Genomic DNA, 20,819 nt, shown 5'->3' with positions numbered 1-20,819 from the left:
GGAGGAACCGCCATGACCACCGCCCTGCTCGCACCCCCCGCACCCACCGCGGACGCACACCCGCGTCCGGCGCAGCAGCTGACCCAGGCCCCCCGCCCGTCGGGGGCCGGGAAGCGGGCCCTGGCCCGGGCGTCGCGCTGGACGGTGCGGCTGGTGGTCGCGCTCGCCGTTCTGCTCTTCGCGGTCCTGGCGATCGGCCCGCACGCCTTCGGGTACCGCACGATGACGATGCTGACCGGGAGCATGTCGCCGGTCATCGACCCGGGTGACGTCACGATCGTGACGCCGCTGCCGGTCGACGAGGTCGAGCCCGGGATGATCATCGCCTACCACATCCCGATCGACGACCACCGTCTCGTCACCCACCGGGTCCTCTCGGTGGAGCACGGCGAGAACGGCGCGGTCACCGTCGAGACCAAGGGCGACGCCAACGACGCGGTCGACCCGTGGCGGGCCACGCTCCAGGGCGACACCGCCTGGCAGGTCCAGGCAGTGGTGCCCGAGCTCGGTCACGTGATCGAGGCGCTGCGCACCCCGGTCGTGAGCCAGGCCCTGGTCTACGGCGCTCCCGCGCTGCTGGCGGGCTGGCTGCTGCTCACCATCTGGCGCCCCGCCGACACTCCGACCACCCGTACCGACGACGAGGACGAGGAGGACGGCCAGTGACCCGCCTGCGGCGCGCCCTCGTCCTGCTCGCGCTGACCCTGGCCGGCGTGCTGGGCTTGACCACCATCGCCTCGGCCGCGTTCAGCGGCTCCACCGCTCCCCAGACGGTGACGGTGGGCACGACGACCGTGCAGCCGGTCACCGGCCTCAGCACTGCCGGCAGCTACTGCACCCCCGACGGGCGGCTGGAGGTGCGCCTGAGCTGGAACAAGAGCACCACGCCGCGCGTCACCAGCTACCGCATCAAGGCCACCACCCTCTTCGGGCTGGTCAACGTCACCGCCGGGACCGTCAATGCCGGCCAGACCGGGTTCGCCGCGAACATGGGCGACACGAACTGGGGCGGCTACTCCTTCACCGTCACGACCACCACCGACTACGGCTGGACGGCCGAGTCCGCCCGGACAGGGACCCTCCGATGCTGACCGCTCTGGTGATCGACCCCTCCGCCGCCGGCCGCCGGCAGGTCACCGGCCTGCTGGAGCTCACCGGCTGGCAGGTCCACGAGGCCGGGGACGCCGAGGACGCCCGCTGGCTCGCCGGCGCCGTCGCCCCCGACCTGGTGGTCACCGCCGCCGAGGTGCCCGGCGCCGCGGACGGGCCGGCGCTGCTCGCCGAGCTGCGCGCCGCCGGCAGCACCGCCCGGTTCCTGGTCGTCGCCGAGCAGCCCACCGTGGAGCTGCGGGCGGCCGCCGTCGCGGCCGGTGCCCTCGCCTGCCTGGCCGCCCCGGTCGACGCCCGCCCGCTGCTGGACCTCGTCCGCCGCCGCACCTCGCCGGCCGTCGGCACCGCACCGGTCGCCCGGGAGATGGTCGACGTCGAGGACCTGCACGAGGCCGACCTGGACGCCGAGCTCACCGAGCGGCTGCACCTCATGTACGACGACGCGCTGGCCGGCCGGCTGTCCGCGATCAGCACGGGCATCAGCGTGGGCGACCCGCACGCGGTCGCCGCCGCCGCGCACACCCTGGCCGGCACCTCCGGTCAGCTGGGCCACCCCGAGGTCGCCGACGTCTGCCGGGCCATCGCCGCGGACGCCCGGCGCGGGATCATGGCGCACGGCCGGCTGGCGGAGCTGACCGACCTGACCGACGCCCCCCGCCGGGCCGCCGCCCGCCGCGGCCGGCTGGCTTGGATCGCCGACGCGGTCAGCCTGCAGGGCGCCGGCCTGGCGCTCGCCGCCGACGCCGCCGCCGGCCGGCTCGCCGCACGCCGCGCCGGATCGGCCGCCTGACGGCTCGCTGCAGGTCAGGCGACGAGGCGGTAGCCGACTCCGCGGACGGTCTTGATCTCCGGCGAGTTCAGCCCCGCAGCGGTGAGCTTGCGGCGGAGGTTGGACATGTGCGCCTCGACCAGCCGGAGGTTGCCCTCCCAGTCGGTCTGCCAGACCTCGCGCAGCAGCGTCTCGCGCTGCAGCACCCGGCCGGGCCGGGAGACCAGCGCGGCCAGCAGGTCGAACTCGGTGCGGGTCAGGTCGACCGGGGCGCCGTCGACCCGCACCTCGCGGCTGTCCGGGTCGACCTCCAGCTCGGCCAGCCGCTGCACGGAGTCCTCGAGGGCCGGCCGTGGCTCGGGCACCGCCACGGTCCGCGGGCGCCGGAGCATGGTCTGCACCCGGGCGACGAGCTCGCGCGGGGAGAACGGCTTGGACATGTACCCGTCCGCGCCGACGGCCAGCCCGATGAGCAGGTCGACCTCCTCCGCGCGGGCGGTCAGCATCAGCACGTAGCAGTCGGTCTCGGCGCGCAGCTGCCGGCAGACCTCCGTGCCGTCGGCGTCCGGCAGCCCGAGGTCCAGCACGACGACGTCGGGGACCTCCCGGCGCACCTCGGCCAGGCACTCGGCACCCGTCGTCGCCTCGCGGACGTCCATGCCCGCCCGGCGCAGGACGGTGACGACGAGCTCGCGGATCTCCTGGGTGTCCTCGACGACGAGGACCGACTGACCCGACACGACCTCTCCTCCACAGACGGCGACTGCCCCGGACGCACGGGGCGTCCGGGGCAGTCATCGACATCCGGGGCGGTGCTCTCCAGTGGGCCGGGGGGGCACCCGCCCCGAACGGGTGAACGGCTCAGATCACCTGCTCGGTCGGCAGGATGGTGATCTCGGTCAGGTTGACGTGCCTGGGCACCGATGCCATGAAGGCGACGGTCTCCGCGACGTCGGCGGAGGTCAGCACGTCGATCTGGGCGATCAGGTCGGCCATCAGCTTGCTGGCGTCCGGGTCGGTCACGTGATCGGGCAGCTCGGTGTCGACCATGCCCGGCTCGATCGTGGCCACCCGCACGCCCTTGCGCCCCAGCTCGGTGCGCAGCAGGCGGCTGAGCTGGGTGACGTAGGCCTTGGTGCCGGAGTAGACCTGGAACTTCTCCAGCACCCGGACCGCGGCGATCGACGAGGTGGTGATCAGGTCGGCAGGCCGCCCCTGCGCGGCGACCTGCTCCAGGTCACGGACGAAGGCCTGGATGGTGTTCATGACGCCGGTGACGTTGAGCCCGATCTGGGTGTCCCAGTCCTCGACCTGCAGGTCGGTGATCGAGGAGATCAGCTGCACCCCGGCGTTGGCGAAGACCAGGTCGACCGCGCCCCACTCAGCGGCGATCCGCTCGGCCGCGGCGGCCAGCGCCGCCCGGTCGGTGACGTCGGTCGGCAGCGCGAGCGCGGTGCCGCCGGCGGCGCGGATGGCATCCTCGAGCGCGTCGAGCCGGTCGCCGCGGCGGGCGAGCAGCGCCACCTTCGCGCCGAGTCCGGCGAGCCGCTCGGCGGTGGCGGCGCCGATGCCGCTGGACGCACCGGTCACGACGGCGACGCGGCCGGCCAGCGGGGAGCCGGCGATGAGCTGGGTCCTGGTGTCAGTGGTGGTGTCGTTCATGAACACCACCCTGTTCGGGTCCGACGAGTCTGTCGTGGCCGTGTCACTCCCCTGTCACGCGGCCTCACTAGCCTGCACGCCGTGCCGTCCACCGAGCTCGGTGAGTTCCTGATCGCCCGCCGCGCCGCCACGCCGCCGGCGCCGGACACGCCGCAGGGGATGCGCCCGCGCCGGGTGCCCGGCCTGCGCCGGGACGAGGTCGCCGCCCAGGCCGGGGTGAGCGTCGACTACTACCGGCGGCTGGAGCAGGGCCGGGAGAAACACCCCTCCCGCCCCGTGCTCGCCGCCCTGGCCCGCACCTTCGGGCTGACCCTGGACGAGGAGCAGCACCTGTACTCCCTGGCCGGGGTGGCGTGGCGGCTCGGCCCGGACGACGTCCGCCGCCCGGTCGACCCTGCGCTGCTGGAGCTGATGGCGTCGTGGCGGGAGTCCGGCGCGTTCGTGCTGGACCCGGTGCTGGACATCCTGGCGATGAACGCCCGCGCCGTGGAGCTCTTCGCGCCCTTCAGCGACACCACGAACCTGGTGGAGATGGTGATGCTCGACCCGGTGGGGCGCACGTTCTTCGTCGACTGGGAGACCGCCGCCCGCTCGTCGGTGGCCAACCTGCGGGCCAGTGCCGACTTCGCCGCGACGCCGCGACGCTTCGAGGAGCTGGTGCGGCGGCTGACCAGGGGGAGCCCGGCGTTCGCAGAGCTGTGGGCCAGGCACGAGGTGAGGGTGAAGACCTACGCCACCAAGGACCTGATGCACCCCGCGCTGGGGCCGCTCACGGTCGGCTTCCACGCCTTCCAGGTGCCCAGCGCACCCGGGCACCAGCTCGTCGTCTACCAGGAGCTGCCGGCCACCCATGCGGGCGGCCAGCTCGACGACCAGCCCACCGAGCGGACCGCCCGAAGCTGACCGGCAGACGGCTGCAGCCCGGACCCGGCGGTGGCCGGGCCCGGGCTGCAGCCGGGCGGTGTCGCGGGTCGGTGCGGTCAGACCCGCGCGGCGAGCACGTGGTCCCGGGACTCCCGCACCTCGCGCCGGAGCGCGTCGAGGTCCACGTCGAGGACCTGGCCGTCCCACTTGCGCACCCGGCCGGCGATGAAGACGGCGTGCACGTTGCGCGGGTCGGCACCCAGGACCACCGTGCCCACCGGGTCGTTGAGCGGCATGGTGTTGAGGTCCTCGGCACCGATGACCAGCAGGTCGGCCTGCTTGCCCGGGGTGATGGACCCGGTCGTCTCCCCCAGCCCGTTGGTCCGGGCGCCCTGCAGCGTCGCCAGGTCCAGCACGTCCGCCGTGCCGACCCGCACCGGCTCCCGGTCGGTGCCGTGGACGGAGTTGACCGCACGCATCCGCTGGATGGCGAGCAGCGCGCGCATCTGGGTGAACATGTCGCTGGCCAGCGCGACCTCGACGTCGATGCTCAGGCCGGGGCGGATCCCCACGGCCAGCGCCTCGTCGATGGCCGGGATGGCGGTCTCCAGGCCGATCTGCGCCTCGGAGGTCGGGGCGAGCGCCACGGTCGTCCCGCTGTCGGCCATGGCCCGCCACGCGTCACCGGTCAGCCCGGTGCAGTGGATGAGGGTCACCCGCGGCGACAGCAGCCCGGCCCGCTCCCACTCCAGGATGGCGGCGGAGGACGTCGTGCCGAACACGGCGTCGACGCTCACCCCGACGCCCAGCTCCTCCGCCACCCGGGCGAGCCGCGCGCCGTAGGCGAGATCGGGGCCGGCGATCTCGTCGGTTGCCAGGGCGGCCAGCCGCAGGGTCAGCAGTCCGTCGCCGGAGCTGAAGTACCGCTCCTTCAGCCGGGTCAGGTCCGCCGGCCACTGGTGGTCCCAGTTCCCGAAGTGCGGCCGCATGGAGGCGTGCACGCCGCGGATGCCCGTGTCGGCCAGCGCCTGCACCGCGCTGTCGGAGTGCTGCGCGCTGCGCGCGTTGTGCGCGAAGTCGAGCATGCAGGTGATGCCGCAGTCGATCGCGGTGAGCGCAGCGAGCTTCGTGCCGGTGTAGACGTCTTCGGGCCGGTAGGCGGGGGCGATCCCGGCCAGTGTCGTCGTCACGTACTCCCCGAGGTCGTTGACGTCGGGCATGACCCGGCGGAGCTGCGCCTCCCAGGCGTGCCGGTGGGTGTCCACGAAGCCCGGGCAGAGGATGCGGCCGGCGACGCCGACGACCAGCGCCCCGGCCGCCGCCGGCGTGCTGCCCAGGTCGGGGCCCACCGCCTCGATCCGGTCGCCGTGCAGGAGCACGTCGCCGCGGGGCAGCACCCCCAGGGCCGGGTCCATCGTGACGACGGTGCCGCCGGTCAGCAGGACGCGGCGATCGGGGTCTGCGGAACGACGGCGCAGCTGGTCGAGGAGGGCGCCGCTCGAGGAGGGGTGGGTGCTCACGGTGCTCCCTCGGTCGATGTGGTCGGTGCGGCGGGCAGCGGTGCTCATCGGCGGGTCATCCGATAGCCGGCGTGGTGCAGGACGCCGTCGCGGACCTCCCCGAACGCCCAGAAGCCCAGGTCGTCGAGGTAGTCGATGCGGTCGCCGTCCACCCAGTACCGCCCCTGGAAGGCGTGCGGGCGGCCACCGCGCGTCTCGTCGTACCGGCCGTCCACGGTCAGTTCCTGCTCCAGGAACCCCGTCTCGTCGACCCAGGTCCCGACGTGGGGGTGGATCCCGTTGCGACCGGCGGTCATCGGCTGCCCGCCGTCGCCGGGACGCTCGGCCTCCGCACCGAGGGGGAGCCCCCGGAAGCGCAGCACCCGCCCGGCCGACAGCAGCGTGTCGAGGTGCCCGGCCCGGTGCTCGACCGGTCCGTCCGGGGTGCCCGCCGGTTCCTGCAGCCGCACCACCGCGACGTCCGCGCGGACGCCGGGGGTCAACGAGGACCCGGCCCCGGGCGCGGTGAAGTCCACCCGCGCCGGCAGGACGACGGTCCCGGCACAGTCGACGACGAGCATGCCGTCGTCGCCGGCCGCGCTGAGCAGCCCCGGTCCCACGCCCACGATCACGTCCCCGCCGATCAGGACGTCGGCCCGTTCCCAGTCACCCAGGCGGGGGTCCATCGAGATCACCGCACCGCCGGCCAGCAGCAGGGGCCGGGCCTCCCCAGCCGCACGCCGGAGGATCTCCTCCCGCGTCCGCTCGTCCTCGGCCGGCAGGCCCGCGGCCGTCGTGTCGGTCGTGGCAGTCGCCATCGTCGTCTCCTCGGTCTCTGGACGTCCGCCGCCGATCACGTCCGGCACCCGAGGTGACCCCGTGGACGTGGTCCGGCAGCGGTGAGCGCGACCTCCGCGCTCCATCCCGAGCGTGCCGAGCCGGGGCCGCCGGAGGGAGGCCGCGTCACTCCCCCCATCCAGCGGCGCCGGACGCGTCAGACGAAGGCGCCCATCCCGGTGATCGAGCGGCCGACGATGAGGGTGTTCATCTCCCGCGTGCCCTCGTAGGAGTACAGCGCCTCGGCGTCGTTGAAGTACCGGACGACGTCGTGGTCGAGGACGATGCCGTTGCCGCCGAACAGCTCCCGGGCCATCGCGACGGTCTCCCGGCCGCGGCTGGTCACGTAGCTCTTGGCCAGCGCCGCCTGGTCGTCGCCGAGCGCGTCGACCTCCTGCAGCTGGGAGATCCGCACGGTCATGCCGAGGCTGGCGGTGACGTTGCCGAGCATCTTGGCCAGCAGGTCCTGGATCAGCTGGAAGCCGCCGATCGGCCGGCCGAACTGCTCCCGGCTCTTCGCGTAGGCGACCGCGGCCTCGTAGGCGCCGACCTGGCAGCCGACGCCGCTCCAGGCCACCCCGCCGCGGGTCACCTTCAGCACCTTGTTGACGTCGCGGAAGGAGTTGCCGCCCTCGAGCTTGTTCGCCGCGGGGATGCGGCACCCGGTGAACGTCAGGTCGGCGTTCTGCACCGTGCGGAGGGCGAACTTGTCCTCGATCTTCGTGGCGGTGAAACCGGGGGTGCCCTTCTCCACGACGAAGGTCTTCACCTGGTCGTCGGCGACGTCGCGGGCGAACACCACGACGACGTCGGCGAAGGTGCCGTTGCCGATCCAGCGCTTGGCACCGTCGAGCACCCACTCGTCGCCGTCCCGCCGGGCGGTGGTGCGCATGCCGCGGGCGACGTCGGACCCGCCTTCGGGCTCGGTCAGCGCGAAGGCGCCGATCGTCTCCATCCGCATCATCGACGGGATCCAGCGCTGCCGCTGCTCCGCCGAGCCGAGGATCATGATCGAGCCCATGGCCAGGCCGTTGTGCACGCCGAGGAAGGTGGCCATCGAGGCGTCGACGCGGGCCAGTTCCATCGCCTGGAAGCCGGTGAAGAGCCGGGAGGCGCGGGGGCGGCCCTCCCAGTCGTAGGAGCGCCCGACGATGTCGGCCTCGGCGAACTTCGGAATCAGGTCCATCGGGAACTCGGCGGCGGCCCAGGCCGCGTTCACCCGGGGCTTGATCTCCGACTCGAGGAACTCGCGGAGGGCCAGCAGCTCCTTCTGCTCCTCGTCGCTGAGCAGCGACTGGAAGGCGAAGAAATCGGCGGGCAGCAGCAGGTCGGTGGTCACGCGGGGCCTCTCTCGGGTCGGCGTCGACCCGACCGACGGTACTACTCGTCAGTAACAAGACGTGGGGTGGCGCCCTGACCGAGGGTGTCGGTGCGGTGCGCAGCTCCAGGCGCGTGCGGGCCCGGGTGGCGAGGCGGTCACGGGGCGACCGCGCCGAGCAGCGGTCCGTCCGGGTGTGCGACGGCGGCCGACAGGGCAGGGAGCAGGCACGTCCGCCGGGGAGCCCGGCGACCCACACCACAGGAGCTGACGACGATGAGCCGAGCCACCCTCCCCGGTCACCGGTCCCGCTGGCGCGCCGCCGCGGCCGGTCTCGCGATCGCGGCCGCCTCGTTCGGCACGGCCGCGTGCGGCGGCGTGCAGGGCGAGGATGGCGGGAGCAGCGTCGTCGAGGACGGCGGCGAGCAGGAGGACGGCGGCGAGCAGGAGGGCGGCGAGGACGGCGGCGAGGACGACTGAGCCGCCCTCGGCCGTCGGGCCGTCGACCGGTGGAGGGCCCTGCCTCGTGGCCGGCGAGGCCGCTGGCAGGGTAGGCGGCCGGGCCCGGCCCGGTGCGCCGTCGTCCCCAGGCGGTGTGCCCGTCCACCGGTGACGTGACCGGCGCCCACCGACGACACCGCTCCCCCACGCTGGGACACCCGATCGACCAGGAGGTCCCGTGCAGGCGACGACCGCCGACGACGTGCTGCGTCTACTGCTGGCCGGCGGTCGGCTGGCGGCCGAACCCGGGGTCCGGGTCGCCGACCTGGACCGGGTCGTCGTCCGGCTGACCAGCCGGGACCCCGGGGTGGACACCGACGGCCAGGCCCAGCGGGTGCTCAGCGACCTGCTCCCTCACCTGTGGGAGGCAGGCTGGCAGCCGGCGGACGTCGTGCACGTGGTGCGCCGCAGGGCCACCCAACGCGCCGCGCGGCTGGTGGCCACGGTGATCGCCGGGTCCGCCCCGCCCGGCGGCGGGGCCGCGCCGGCCGCCTGGTCGGCCCAGCTGGCCGCGCTGGACGCCCGCGGGGGCACCGTGCTGGAGTGGTGGCGCGCCGAGGGTGTCGCCGCGTCGGCGGCCTGGCGTGAGGTGCTTCGGGTGATCGGCGTGCTGCGCGCCCTCCCCCGCGTCGAGGAGCTGGTGCCGCCGCCGTCCCGGTGGTCGGCAGGGGCCGCTCCCGACCCGGCCGTCGTCACCGACGAGCGGGTGCTCGGCCGCATCCGCGGGCTGCTGGCCAAGGCGGAGTCCACCGAGTTCGCCGCGGAGGCCGAGGCGCTGACCGCCAAGGCCCAGGAGCTGATGGCCCGCTACGCCATCGACGCCGCGATGGGCGGTGCGACCCCCGGGCCCGGTGCGGGCGGGGTCACCGCTCGCCGGTTCCACCTCGACGACCCGCACGTGGAGGCGAAGGCGGCGGTGCTGCAGGGCGTGGCCGCGGCCAACGGCGTGCGGGTGGTGCTGATGCCGTCGTTCGGCATCGCCACGCTGGTCGGCTTCTCCGCCGACCTGGACCTGGTCGAGCTGCTGGTCACCTCGCTGCTGGTGCAGGCGGGCCGCGCGCTCGACCTCGAGTCACGCGAGGGCGGCGCCCGCACCCGCTCGACGGCGTGGCGACGGGGCTTCTGGCTGGCCTACGCCGCCCGCGTCGCCGAACGGCTCACCCAGGCGCGCGACGCGGCGCGCGCCGAGGCGCGGGCCACCTACGGCGGCGCGCTCGTGCCGTTGCTGGCCGACCGGGAGAGCGCGGTCGACCGCGCGGTCGAGGAGCTGTTCCCCCGTGTCCGGCGGCGTCAGGGGCCGATGGTCGACCCGGCCGGCTGGGACGCCGGGCGGCGGGCCGCCGACGAGGCCGACCTCGGCGGCGGCCGCAGCGCCCTGCCCAGCACGTGACGTGCTGGACCGGCCCCCTTCCAGGGCCCGCCCCGAGCGCGCGAGGGGTGGGGAGGAAGGGCGCCCTTCCTCAGATGAACACGTCGAAGGTGGAGCCCACCTCGGACATCAGCATCGCCTGCTGGGTCAGGTCGGTGGCGGTGCTGATCCACCCGGCCACGTAGAGCAGCTGCTCGGGCACCGCGTCGTCCAGCGACGCCACCCCCGCAGCCAGCGCCGCCTGTCCCACCGCGTTGCACGCCAACACCATCATCGTCATCGACCCCTTCCGTCCCAGGAGAGGTCGGCACTCGCGGCCCGAGCTTGAGCTCCGGCCGCCCGATCGGGCGGCCGGAGCCCCCGAAGGGGTCAGGCCAGACCGGTGAGCAGCATCCGCAGCAACGCGTCGTAGGTGGCGGCCGGGTCGGGCGTGAGCACCGCTCCGCCGAGCTCCAGGCTCACCGCCCCGTGCACCGAGCTCCAGATCAGCTGGGCGGCCTCGACCGGGTCCCCGTCGCGGAGCGCACCGCGCGCCATCGCGTACCGGACGTGCTCGACCAGCGCCTCGAAGGCCGCGGACGCGTGCGCGACCAGCTCGCCGGTTCCCTCGGTGGGCAACGGCCGACCACCGAACATCGCCCCGTAGTGCTGCGGCTGAGCCAGCGCGAACCGCCGGTAGTTGCGCCCGCTGGCCAGCAGCCGGGCGACGGGGTTGGGGTCGGTGTCCTCGGTGACCGCGTCGCGCAGTCCGTCGAAGCCGCGCACCAGCACTGCGGCGATCAGTCCGTCCTTGCTGCCGAAGCGGTTGTAGACGCCCATCGGCGCCACCCCCGCCTCGGTGGCGACGGCCCGCACGGTCACCGCGCCCAGCCCCTCCCGCACCAGCACTCGCTCGGCGGCGTCGACCAGCGCCTGCTCGACCGCTCGGCTGGGGGTCCGCCCCGCACCGGGCCTGACATCTGTCACGACCTCATCCTCCTGCACCGATCACGCTTGCCGGTGTGTGGAACGCCGTTCTGCGGTTCTGGAACACCGTCCTACAACCGGAGGCCGCGATGACCACTCCCCCGCCCGCACCTGCCACCCGCCGGTGGTGGGTGCTCGCCGTGCTCTGCCTGTCCGTGCTGCTGGTCAGCATCGACAACACGATCGTCAACGTCGCGCTGCCGACCCTCAGCCGGGAGCTGTCGGCGAGCACCCGCGACCTGCAGTGGGTGGTCGACGGCTACACGCTGCCCTTCGCCGCGCTGCTGCTGCTCGGCGGCGCGCTCGGTGACCGGTTCGGCCGGCGACGCGTGCTCCAGTCCGGGCTGGTCGCCTTCGCCCTCACCTCGGCGCTGGCCTCGCTCTCGACCAGCACCGACCAGCTCATCGCCGGCCGCGCCGCGATGGGCGTGGCCGCCGCCGCGATCTACCCGGCGACCCTGGCCCTGCTGGTCACCACGTTCACCGACCGGCGCGAGCGGGCCACCGCCCTGGGCATCTGGTCCGCGGTCACCGGCCTGTCGGTGGCGATCGGCCCGGTCACCGGCGGGCTGCTGCTCGAGCACTTCTCCTGGGGGTCGGTCTTCCTGGTCAACCTGCCGGTCGCGGCCGTCGCCCTGGTCGCCGGCCGGCTGCTGGTCCCCGAGTCCCGCGGGTCGCGGGCCCACCGCTTCGACCTGGCGGGGGCCGCAGCCTCGGTGGTCGGCATCGGCCTGCTGGTCTGGACGACGATCGAGGCACCCGGGCACGGCTGGGGCTCGGCGACCACCCTCGGCGGCTACGCGCTCGCGGCACTGGCGGTCGCCGGGTTCGTCGTCCGCGAGCTGCGCGCCCGGGAGCCGCTGCTGGACGTCCGGCTGTTCCGCGACCCGCGGGTGTCGGTCGGCAGCGGGGCGATCGCGCTGGCCTTCTTCAGCCTGTTCGGGTTCATCTTCATGATCACCCAGTACTTCCAGTCGGTGCGCGGCTACGGCACCCTGACCGCCGGTGTGGCCACCCTCCCCTTCGCCACCGTCATTGCCGTCACCGCGCCGCTGGCGATCGTGGCGATGCGGGCGGTCGGCACCAAGCTGGTGGTCGCCGCCGGGCTGCTGACCATGGCGGCCGGCTTCGCCCTCGCGGCCGGCACGAACCTGGAGTCCGACTACTGGGGCCGCATCGTGCTCTCGATGGTGCTCATGGCCGCCGGACTCGGCCTGGTCACCAGCCCGGCCACCGAGGCGGTGATGGGCGCGCTGCGCGGCGACCAGGCCGGCGCGGGATCGGCGGTCAACGACACGGTGCGCGAGGTGGGCGGCACCCTGGGCGTCGCGGTGGTCGGTTCGGTCATGAGCACCGTGTACGGCCCGGCGGTGGTCGACGGGCTCACCGCGGCGGGCGCCCCGGACCAGGCGGCCGGGACCGCGGCCGACTCGGTCTTCGCCGGGCTCGCGGTGGCCGAGCGGCTCCCCGGCCCGGCCGTGACCGCCGTCCAGCAGGCCTTCCTCGACGGCGTCACCGCGGGCTCCTGGGTGTGCGCCGCCGCGAGTGTCGTCGGCGCGGTCGTCGTCCTGGCCTTCCTGCCCGCCCAGCACCGGGTCGCCGAGCCGGAACCGGAGCTCGCCGCCACGTGACGTGCTGGAACGGCCCCTCTGCAGGGGCCCGCCGCGAGCTCGCGAGCGGTGGGGGGCAGAGGGGTCCTTCTTCAGGCGCGCGGGTCGAAGGGCTCCCGGCCGGGCGGCAGGTTGGACAGGTCGGGGGCGACCACCGTCGCCTCGGTGCTGTCCGGCAGCGCGAGGGTCGGAACGGCCGGCCCGAGCAGCAGGTCGCCGGTGCCACGCACCATCGTCTGACCGCGGAAGAACGCCGGGGCGACGAGGTTCCAGACGACCATCAGCACCAGGCCGAGCACCAGCGAGCCGACGCCGACGACGAAGACGCCGCCCACCCCGCCGATCACCGTGTAGCCGTAGTCGGGGTGGGCGTACTCGACGCAGGCGAGCACGAAGACCAGCAGCATGAACAGCCCGCCGAGCAGCGGCAGGACGAGGCGCATGAGCACGTCGCGCGCCGACCGCAGCGAGCGGCGGAACCCCCAGGCGGCGGCGAAGCCGGTCAGCCCGTAGTAGAAGGCGATGAGCATGCCGGTCGCGGTGATCGAGTCGATCAGCACGTTCTCGCTGACCAGGGTGAGCCCGACGTAGAAGGCGATCGAGACGACGCCCATCCAGACCGTCGACACCGTGGGCGTCAGGTACCGCGGGTGGATCCGGGCGAAGGACCGGGGCAGCGCGCCGTAGGCGGCCATGGACAGCGTTCCGCGGGCGGTGGGCAGGATCGTCGTCTGCGTGCAGGCGGCGGCCGAGCTGAGCACCGAGACGATCAGCAGCGCCTCGAACGCCCGGCCCGCGAGGTCGTCGCCGAACACCGTCGCGCCGAGGGCGGCGAAGACGTCCTCGGCGTTGGCCTCGTTGCCCAGCCCGATGCCCTCGGACCCGACGCCGGCGAAGGCGACGGTGGCCACCGAGACCACGACGTAGATGCCCACCAGCAGCACCGTGGAGATGATCGCCGCCCGTCCCGGGGAGCGGGTCGGGTCGGCGGTCTCCTCGTTCACCGCCAGCGCGGAGTCCCAGCCCCAGTAGATGAAGATCGCCAGCAGCGCGGCCTCGGTCAGCGCCGGCCAGCTCACCCCCGAGGGCCACAGCCACGACAGCGAGGGCGTCAGCGATCCCGCGGGGGCGCCGCCGCCGTAGACCTTGACCAGCGCGTAGCCGGCGAAGGCGACCAGGACGACGACCTCGACGGTCAGCAGCACCTTCTGGAGCCGCGCGGTCGGTTCGATCCCGCGGTAGCAGATCCAGGTCATCAGGGCGATCCAGCCGACCCCGGCCACCGTCGTCCACAACGTGCTGTCGGCCAGCCCGTCGAGCCCGACGAGGCGGTAGCCGTAGGAGCCGGCGATCTGGGCCAGGTTGGCCATCACGATGACGTCGGCGGCGATGATCCCCCAGCCGCCCATCCACCCGGTGCGCGGACCGAAGGCCCGCGCCGCCCAGGTGAAGGTCGTGCCGCAGTCGGGCTCCCGCTTGTTGAGCTCGGAGTAGGCGACCGCGATCAGCCACATCGGCACGAACGCCAGCAGCATGATCGCCGGCGCCTTGACCCCGACGGCGATGACGACGAAGCCCAGGGTGGCGGCGAGCGCGTAGGCCGGCGCGGTCGAGGAGACGCCCAGCACGATGGAGGACGCCAGGCCCAGCGCTCCGCGCTTGAGCCCCTTGTCCTTGGCCTGCCCGTCGACCGCCTGCCCCTCGGCCCGCGGCGGTGCGAGCTGCCCACCCGCCGGGGACGAGCTGCTCACGCCGGGGTCGCCATCGGTTGCATGCCACGGTTATCGCACAGCACCGCGCCCAGGAGGCACCCGGGTCGACGCGGACGGACGTGATCTGCGTCCAGGTGGTTGCGTCTGCCGGTCGCGCGTGACATAACTCGGTGTCAGGTGCTCAACAGCGAGCCGTAACTCTTCGGCGCGCGCCGGGGCATCGACGTGGATGGTGACTGTGATTGAGCCGACCGGAGTCGGCGGGGCGTCGGGCGCCGACCAGGAGGCCGCGCAGCTGCGCGCCCAGCTGGCGATCGCGGCGGCCGACATCGGCACGTTCGACTGGGACCTGACCAGCAAGCGGCTGGTCTGGGACGAGCGGCTGATCGAGCTGTTCGGGTACGGCGCCGCCACCTTCGAGCAGACGATCGAGGCGTTCAACGACCGGGTGCACCCCGACGACCTGCCCCGGGTGACCGAGGCGCTGCAGACGGCGGTCGCCGAGTGCGGTGAGTTCGACGCGGTCTACCGCATCGTCGTGCCGGGGGCGGGATCCCGCTGGGTCTCCGCCCGGGGCAAGGCGCTGCCCGGCGCCGACGGCGCTGCCGCCCGGCTCATCGGCGTGGCCTCCGACGTCACCGCCGCCCTCGACGGCGAGGCGCGGGTGACCCGGGTGCTGGAGGCGATGCCGGCCGGTTTCTACTCGCTGGACCCCGAGTGGCGGTTCACCCACGTCAACGCCGAGGCCGAGCGCCTGCTGCAGCACTCCCGCGAGGAACTGCTCGGCCGGGTCGTGTGGGAGGCCTTCCCCGCTGCGGTCAACAGCCTGTTCGAGAACCGGTTCCACGAGGCGGTGACCACGGGGAAGCCGATCGCGTTCGACGCGCACTACCCGGCGCCGCTCAACGGCTGGTACGAGCTGCGGGCCTGGCCGACCCCGGAGGGTCTGTCGGTCTACTTCCTGGAGGTCACCGAGCGCCGGGAGGCCCAGAACCGCGCCGAGCGCGCCGCCCGGCGGCTGGCCCTGCTCGCCCAGGTGAGCGCCGAGCTGACCGGCACCCTGGACGTGCAGGCGGCCACGGCGCGGCTGCCGCGGATCGTCGTCCCGGCGCTGGCGGACTTCTGCATCGTCACGGTGATCGACGACGACGGGCAGCCCCGCGACGTCGGCAGCTGGCACGTGAACCCGGCCAGTCGCGCCCTGCTGGAGCGCTACGCCGACGTCCGGCTGGACGCCATGCCGGTGACCGCGCCGGTGGCGCGGGCGCTGTACTCCGACGAGGCGGTGTCCTTCCGCGGTGAGGACGTGGCTCTGCTGCTGCCCGTCGGCCCTGCCCGGGAGCTGATCACGGTGCTCGCCCCGGGCAGCGAGGTCGCCCTGCCGCTGCGCGCCCGCGGTCGCACCCTCGGCCTGCTCACCCTGTTCTACGCCGACGGGCACGAGCCCACCGACGAGGACGTCTCCGTCGCCCAGGACGTCGCCGACCGGGCGGGGCTGGCGCTGGACAACGCACGGCTGTTCAGCCAGCAGCAGCAGATGGCCGAGGGCCTGCAGCGCAGCCTGCTCACCGACCCGCCCGAGCCCGACCACGCCGAGATCGTGGTGCGCTACCTCCCCGCCGCCGAGGCCGCCCGGGTCGGCGGCGACTGGTACGACGCGTTCCTGCAGCCCAACGGGTCGACGATGCTGGTCATCGGCGACGTCGTCGGCCACGACACCGCGGCCGCCGCCGCGATGAGCCAGGTGCGCAGCCTGCTGCGTGGCATCGCCGTCTACAGCGACGCGCCCCCGGCCGAGGTGCTGCGCGGGCTGGACGCGGCGATGGCGGTGCTGCAGCTGGACACCATCGCCACCGCCGCCGTCGCCCGGTTCGAGCAGACCGACGACGAGCGCGCACGCGGGGTGACCCGGATGATCTGGGCCAACGCCGGGCACCTGCCGCCGCTGGCGCTCCACCCCGACGGCAGCGTGGCGGTGCTCGCCGACTGGAAGGCCGACCTGCTGCTGGGCGTCGACCCCCGGGCGGTGCGCACCGACTCGGTCGTCACCCTGGACCGGGGCGCGACCGTGCTGCTCTACACCGACGGGCTCATCGAGCGCCGCGACGCCGACCTGGACACCGGCCTGGACCGGCTGCGCACCGCGCTCGCCGAGCTCGCCGGCCGGCCGCTGCAGGAGCTGTGCGACGAGCTGATCGAGCGGCTGGTCGAGGGCAAGCCGGACGACGACGTCGCGCTGGTCGCCGTCCGGCTGCACCCGCAGGACCGGCCGCGGCCCTCCGAGGCGGGCCCCAACCGGGTGCCCGAGGGGTTGCCGGACGATCCCGCGACGCCGATCAGCGGCTGACGCCCCGGCCCGGCGTGTGCTCGTGCTGCTCGATGGAGTGCGGAACGGCGAAGGTCGCCGGCGGCGGCAGCACGAGCGGCACCTCCGACTCCTCCTGGGCCGCCGACCGCCGGGCCAGCACCGCCACCCCGACGACCAGCGCGACCACGCCGAACACCTGGCCGGCGGTGGCGAGCAGGCCCGGCTGCAGGCGCTCGTCGTAGACCAGGGTGGCCAGGCCGACGGCGACCAGCGGCTCGAGCACGGCCATGGCCGGGAGCATCTCGATCAAGGCACCGGACTGGTACGCCCACTGGGCGAAGACGATCGACGCGGCGCCGCTGGCCAGCAACACGTACGTGGTCCAGGAGGTCAGCAGCTCGGCGGGCGGGTGCGCGACGACGTCCTTGAGCAGCAGCCCGGTCATGCCGAAGCCGAACCCGGCGGCGATGCCGAGGGCGAGCGCCTTGTGCGGCGACGACGGGCGCAGCGCCCACAGGGCGGCGAGCACCATGATCGCCGCACCGGCGCCGAGGCAGGCGAGCAGCGGGGGCGGGTCGGCGAACCGCGATCCGTGGTCGGGCCTCGCGGACACGACGAAGACGGCGAGCGCGAGCACCACCAGCGCCGCGGCGACCCACTGCCCGCGGTCGGGCAGGGTGCGGCCGGGGTGCCGCCGGTCGATCAGCGCACCGAGGGCCAGGGAGAGCACGAGCCCGCCGGACAGCAGCGGCTGGACGATGACGACCGGGCCGAACGTCAGCGCGGCGGCGTGCAGCAGGAAGCCGACCAGGGCGGCGAGCTGACCGAGGAGCCAGCCGCGGTGCCGGACCAGCCGACCGACCAGCCGGAGCACGGCACCGTCGGGCAGCGACTCCCCCGCAGACGTCGCGCACCGGTGCTGCACCACGGTGGAGGTGGCGAAGGCACACGCCGACAGCAGCGCCAGGACGATGGCCGCGGTCACGTCGGCGAGTCCACCACACGATCGCCGACCTGGCCGAGTGGCGGCCGGGAGCCGCGGCCCAGCAGGCACTTCCGTCACGCCCTCGGACCGTTACGGTGGGCCGGGTGTGCGACGGGGCGGGCAGGACGACCGGCGTGGTCCGGTCACCCCGGGGCAACCCCGGGGGTCGTGTCGTTGCTCAGCATCTCGTCACCCGCCCGGCCGTGCGCTCCGCGCACCTGCTGACGCCTCGATCAGGGGCTGGCTGGCCGCCCCGTCGCACACCCCGCCGGTGACGGTGCCGACCGGGCGGCGGGCGGCGAGCACCGCCTCCGGCGTCGCCGTGGCGCTGCTGGGCGGCCGCTGGCGGCGGCGGGAGATGGTCCGGCGGACGGCGGTCGCGCTCGGGTTGCCCCGGGCGCCGCGGTGGGTGGGCACGCTGGTCGGTGAGGTGCTGGCCGCCTACCGCGACGCCCCGGTGGACCGGCCGCGGGAGCTCGCGGCGTTCGTCCGGACGACGGAGGGCTGGCGGCGCGGCTGGACGGTGGTGCCCCAGCCCCGGGTGGTGCGCTGGCAGCCGACGACCACCGACGTCGCGTTCCGCCGGTACGGGGTGACGGAGCTGCCGGACCTGGCGGCGCTGGCCCGGCTGCTGGACCTGGACGCCGGCGAGCTGGCCTGGTTCGCCGATGCGCACCGGCTGGAGCGCACGGTGCGGGAGCCGCTGCGGCACTACCGGTGGACCGCGCTCTCCTCACCGGACCGGACCCGGCTGGTGGCCGCGCCGAAGCCGCGACTGAAGGAGGCGCAGCGCCGGCTGCTGCGGCACGTGGTGGGCCCGCTGCCGGTGCACGGGGCGGCACACGGGTGCGTGCCGGGGCGGTCGGTGCGGACGGCGGTGGCGCCGCACGCGGGAGCGGCCGTGGTGCTGCAGCTGGACCTGGAGGCGTTCTTCCCGAGCATTCCGGCGGAGCGGGTGCATGCGCTGCTGCGCACGGTCGGCGGGCTGCCCGAGCCGGTGGCGCACGCGGTGACGGGGCTGGTGACGACGGTCGTGCCGCGGTCGGTGTGGGCGGCGGTGCCCGTGCCGGCCGATGTCGACCGGCACTTCCGGGTCGGCCGGCGGCTGGCCGTGCCGCACCTGCCGCAGGGGGCGCCGACCTCGCCGGCGCTGGCGAACCTGGTCGCGTTCCGGCTGGACCGGCGGCTGGCGGGGCTGGCCGCGTCGTTCGGCGCCGAGTACACCCGGTACGTCGACGACCTGACGTTCAGCGGCGACCGCGGCCTGGACCGAGGCCGGTTCGAGGCGCTGGCCGGGGAGGTCGTGGCCGAGGAGGGCTTCCGGCTGAACGCGGCCAAGACCCGGTCGACGGCAGCGGCGGGGCGGCAGTCGGTGCTGGGTGCGGTGGTGAACGTGCACCCGACGCTGCCGCGGCCCGAGCGGGACGCGCTGCGGGCACTGCTGCACAACTGCGCGGTGCGCGGCTGGCGGTCGCAGGTCCGCGACCGCGACCCGGCGACGTTCCGCGACCACGTGCTGGGCCGGGTGGCGTGGGCGGCGTCGATCGACCCGGCGTTCGGCGCGCGAGCGCGCCGGCTGGCCGACCGCATCGACTGGAGCACGTGAGGCGGTTCACCGGGTCGCACCCGCTGGTCCGGCGGGGCAGGCCCCCGGTCACCGCCATCGCGGTGGCAGGGTGGAGTCGGTGGTGGCGGAACTGACAGGCAGTGCGTTCGGCGGGCGACTGGGGCGGGCGGCGTGCGCTCCGATCGCCGGGCGGGGCGAGGACGGGCAGTGACCCGGGACGAGCGGCGTCGGCTGCCCGGGCACCTCGACCCCCGCGCGGGTCGGGCGCCGTCCCGGGGCGGCGGGTCAGCCGGCGGCAGGTCGTGGAACTCGGCGCGGGCCACGGTGGTGGCCCGCTCGATCGCCGCGGTGCTCAGCGCGCTGGTGCTGGCCGGCAGCGGCTGGGGCTGGTACCTGGTGCGCGTCGCGGAGGCGAGCGTGAGCCGCACCGACGCGATCCCGGCCACCGGCAACGTCGACGTCAACGGCGACGAGCACGCCGGTGCCGAGATGAACCTGCTGCTGGTCGGGATGGACTCCCGCAAGGGCCTGACCCCCGAGCAGCAGGCCGAGTTCAGCACCGGCGACCCGGACGGGGTGCTCAACACCGACTCGATGATGCTGGTCCACGTGCCCGCCGACGGATCGGCTGCCTCGTTCGTCTCGCTGCCCCGGGACACCTACGTGTCCATCCCGGGCTACGGCCAGGGGCGGCTCAACTCCGCCTACGCCCGCGGCTACAACGCCGCGCCGGGCGGAGAGGCCGAGAAGGACGCCGCCGGGGCGCAGCTGCTCATCCAGACGGTCAGCCAGTTCACCGGCCTGGAGATCGACCACTTCGCCGAGATCAACCTGCTGGGCTTCATCAACCTGAGCTCGATCGTCGGCGGGGTGGAGGTGAACCTGTGCCAGGCCACCAGCGACCCGCTGTCCGGCGCGGACTTCCCGGCCGGCGTCCAGTCGATCAGCGGGGCGGACGCGCTGAAGTTCGTCCGCCAGCGCCACGGGCTGCCGCGGTCCGACCTCGACCGGGTCGTCCGCCAGCAGGTCTACATCGCCGGCATGCTGCGCAACATCCTCTCCTCCGACCTGCTGTTCAACCCGGGCAAGCAGAAGGCGATCGTGGAGCAGGTGGGCAGCAGCGTCACCTTCGACCAGGGGCTGGACGTCTTTGACCTGGCCGCCCAGATGCAGAACGTGCAGCTGGGGAACATCACCTTCCAGACCATCCCCGGGCTGGACGACGCCCGGATCGACGGCGCCGACGTGCTCGAGCCGCCGAGCCAGGAGGTGCTCAACGAGTTCTTCGCCTCGCTGAACGCCGCACCGGCGGAGGAGCCGCCGTCGCCGGCGCCGACGAGCGCCGCCCCGTCGGTGTCGCCGTCGTCGGTGACCGTCAGCGTCCTCAACGGCTCCGGCGTCTCCGGTGCGGCCGCGACCACCGCGGAGGCGCTGGTCGGCGCCGGCTTCGGGGCGGACAACGGCGGCAACGCCGATGCCACGGCGACGACGACGGTCAGCCACCGCGCGGGGGACGAGGCTGCGGCTGCGCTCGTCGCCGCCCAGCTGCCCGGCGTGGCGGTGGCCGTCGACGACAGCCTGCCCGCGGGCACCCTCCGCCTGGTCATCGGCACCGACTTCAACGGCATCGGCGAGGCGGTCACCGCCCCCGCACCGGCGGCCGCGCCCGGCGGCTACGCCACCACCGAGCGGACGGCAGCCGACTCGAGCTGCATCAACTGACCGGGTCCACCTCGGGGGCG

19 protein-coding genes are annotated in these 20,819 nt (G+C 74.5%); 10 read left to right on the top strand and 9 right to left on the bottom strand.

Annotated features, from left to right (window positions below; translation table 11 throughout):
* The first annotated feature begins 12 nt into the window (after nt 1-12).
* The 3 genes from ACI79A_RS08740 to ACI79A_RS08730 are packed head-to-tail and all read left to right on the top strand — an operon-like array spanning nt 13 to nt 1,900.
* A complete protein-coding gene (locus tag ACI79A_RS08740) occupies nt 13-666 on the top strand; it encodes a signal peptidase I (RefSeq protein ID WP_457082067.1) in 654 nt (217 codons plus the stop codon).
* Complete coding sequence (locus ACI79A_RS08735) at nt 663-1,091, top strand: hypothetical protein (protein ID WP_457082065.1); 429 nt, start codon at nt 663-665, stop codon at nt 1,089-1,091. Before ACI79A_RS08740 ends, ACI79A_RS08735 begins: the two co-directional genes overlap by 4 nt.
* Nucleotides 1,085-1,900 carry a response regulator gene (locus tag ACI79A_RS08730; RefSeq protein WP_457082063.1) on the top strand — a complete coding sequence of 272 codons (816 nt, stop codon included), beginning with the start codon at nt 1,085-1,087 and terminating at the stop codon, nt 1,898-1,900. The genes ACI79A_RS08735 and ACI79A_RS08730 overlap by 7 nt, the downstream gene beginning before the upstream one ends.
* Nucleotides 1,901-1,914: 14 nt before the next feature.
* On the opposite strand, the gene ACI79A_RS08725 is transcribed toward ACI79A_RS08730, so the two are convergent.
* Entirely contained in the window at nt 1,915-2,619 is a 705-nt protein-coding gene (locus ACI79A_RS08725; protein WP_457082061.1) for a response regulator, read from the bottom strand.
* Between the two features lie 121 nt (nt 2,620-2,740).
* The gene (locus tag ACI79A_RS08720) at nt 2,741-3,541 is read right to left on the bottom strand and encodes an SDR family oxidoreductase (RefSeq protein ID WP_457082059.1); all 801 of its coding nucleotides are present in this window, start codon (nt 3,539-3,541) and stop codon (nt 2,741-2,743) included.
* Nucleotides 3,542-3,622: 81 nt separating this feature from the next.
* On the opposite strand from ACI79A_RS08720, the gene ACI79A_RS08715 reads away from it, so the two are divergent.
* The gene (locus ACI79A_RS08715; RefSeq protein WP_457082057.1) at nt 3,623-4,444 is read left to right on the top strand and encodes a helix-turn-helix domain-containing protein; all 822 of its coding nucleotides are present in this window, start codon (nt 3,623-3,625) and stop codon (nt 4,442-4,444) included.
* Between the two features lie 77 nt (nt 4,445-4,521).
* On the opposite strand, the gene ACI79A_RS08710 is transcribed toward ACI79A_RS08715, so the two are convergent.
* The 3 genes from ACI79A_RS08710 to ACI79A_RS08700 form a co-directional block, all read right to left on the bottom strand.
* On the bottom strand, nt 4,522-5,973 hold the full coding sequence (locus ACI79A_RS08710; RefSeq protein WP_457082056.1) for an amidohydrolase family protein: 1,452 nt from the start codon (nt 5,971-5,973) through the stop codon (nt 4,522-4,524).
* The gene (locus tag ACI79A_RS08705; protein WP_457082054.1) at nt 5,970-6,722 is read right to left on the bottom strand and encodes an Atu4866 domain-containing protein; all 753 of its coding nucleotides are present in this window, start codon (nt 6,720-6,722) and stop codon (nt 5,970-5,972) included. Before ACI79A_RS08705 ends, ACI79A_RS08710 begins: the two co-directional genes overlap by 4 nt.
* A gap of 176 nt (nt 6,723-6,898) precedes the next feature.
* Complete coding sequence (locus tag ACI79A_RS08700; RefSeq protein ID WP_457082052.1) at nt 6,899-8,080, bottom strand: acyl-CoA dehydrogenase family protein; 1,182 nt, start codon at nt 8,078-8,080, stop codon at nt 6,899-6,901.
* A 255-nt stretch (nt 8,081-8,335) separates the two neighbouring features.
* Here ACI79A_RS08700 and ACI79A_RS08695 point away from each other — a divergent pair, with 255 nt between their 5' ends.
* Both ACI79A_RS08695 and ACI79A_RS08690 read left to right on the top strand, forming a co-directional pair.
* On the top strand, nt 8,336-8,539 hold the full coding sequence (locus tag ACI79A_RS08695) for a hypothetical protein (RefSeq protein ID WP_457082050.1): 204 nt from the start codon (nt 8,336-8,338) through the stop codon (nt 8,537-8,539).
* A gap of 199 nt (nt 8,540-8,738) precedes the next feature.
* Nucleotides 8,739-9,950, top strand: a complete 1,212-nt coding sequence (locus ACI79A_RS08690; RefSeq protein WP_457082048.1) for a DUF2786 domain-containing protein — start codon at nt 8,739-8,741, stop codon at nt 9,948-9,950.
* Between the two features lie 70 nt (nt 9,951-10,020).
* On the opposite strand, the gene ACI79A_RS08685 is transcribed toward ACI79A_RS08690, so the two are convergent.
* Both ACI79A_RS08685 and ACI79A_RS08680 read right to left on the bottom strand, forming a co-directional pair.
* On the bottom strand, nt 10,021-10,209 hold the full coding sequence (locus tag ACI79A_RS08685) for a hypothetical protein (RefSeq protein WP_457082046.1): 189 nt from the start codon (nt 10,207-10,209) through the stop codon (nt 10,021-10,023).
* 89 nt (nt 10,210-10,298) lie between these two features.
* A complete protein-coding gene (locus ACI79A_RS08680) occupies nt 10,299-10,895 on the bottom strand; it encodes a TetR/AcrR family transcriptional regulator (RefSeq protein WP_457082044.1) in 597 nt (198 codons plus the stop codon).
* Between the two features lie 89 nt (nt 10,896-10,984).
* Here ACI79A_RS08680 and ACI79A_RS08675 point away from each other — a divergent pair, with 89 nt between their 5' ends.
* Nucleotides 10,985-12,526, top strand: coding sequence for a DHA2 family efflux MFS transporter permease subunit (locus tag ACI79A_RS08675; protein ID WP_457082042.1), 1,542 nt, complete (start codon nt 10,985-10,987; stop codon nt 12,524-12,526).
* Between the two features lie 71 nt (nt 12,527-12,597).
* Here ACI79A_RS08675 and ACI79A_RS08670 read toward each other — a convergent pair whose 3' ends face one another.
* Nucleotides 12,598-14,256 (bottom strand): APC family permease, encoded by a 1,659-nt coding sequence (locus ACI79A_RS08670; RefSeq protein ID WP_457082040.1) that lies wholly within the window; start codon nt 14,254-14,256, stop codon nt 12,598-12,600.
* Between the two features lie 199 nt (nt 14,257-14,455).
* Between ACI79A_RS08670 and ACI79A_RS08665 the strand changes: the two genes are divergently transcribed.
* A complete protein-coding gene (locus ACI79A_RS08665) occupies nt 14,456-16,564 on the top strand; it encodes a SpoIIE family protein phosphatase (RefSeq protein ID WP_457082038.1) in 2,109 nt (702 codons plus the stop codon).
* On the opposite strand, the gene ACI79A_RS08660 is transcribed toward ACI79A_RS08665, so the two are convergent.
* A complete protein-coding gene (locus tag ACI79A_RS08660) occupies nt 16,554-17,510 on the bottom strand; it encodes a DMT family transporter (protein WP_457082035.1) in 957 nt (318 codons plus the stop codon). The two genes, ACI79A_RS08665 and ACI79A_RS08660, sit on opposite strands and share 11 nt — an antisense overlap.
* Nucleotides 17,511-17,781: 271 nt before the next feature.
* Between ACI79A_RS08660 and ACI79A_RS08655 the strand changes: the two genes are divergently transcribed.
* Nucleotides 17,782-19,116 (top strand): reverse transcriptase family protein, encoded by a 1,335-nt coding sequence (locus ACI79A_RS08655; RefSeq protein ID WP_457082033.1) that lies wholly within the window; start codon nt 17,782-17,784, stop codon nt 19,114-19,116.
* A gap of 168 nt (nt 19,117-19,284) precedes the next feature.
* A complete protein-coding gene (locus tag ACI79A_RS08650) occupies nt 19,285-20,799 on the top strand; it encodes an LCP family protein (protein ID WP_457082031.1) in 1,515 nt (504 codons plus the stop codon).
* The last annotated feature ends 20 nt before the right edge of the window (nt 20,800-20,819 follow it).

The organism is Modestobacter sp. SYSU DS0657 (genome assembly GCF_054050925.1).
This window is presented reverse-complemented; position numbering and strand designations above follow the sequence as displayed.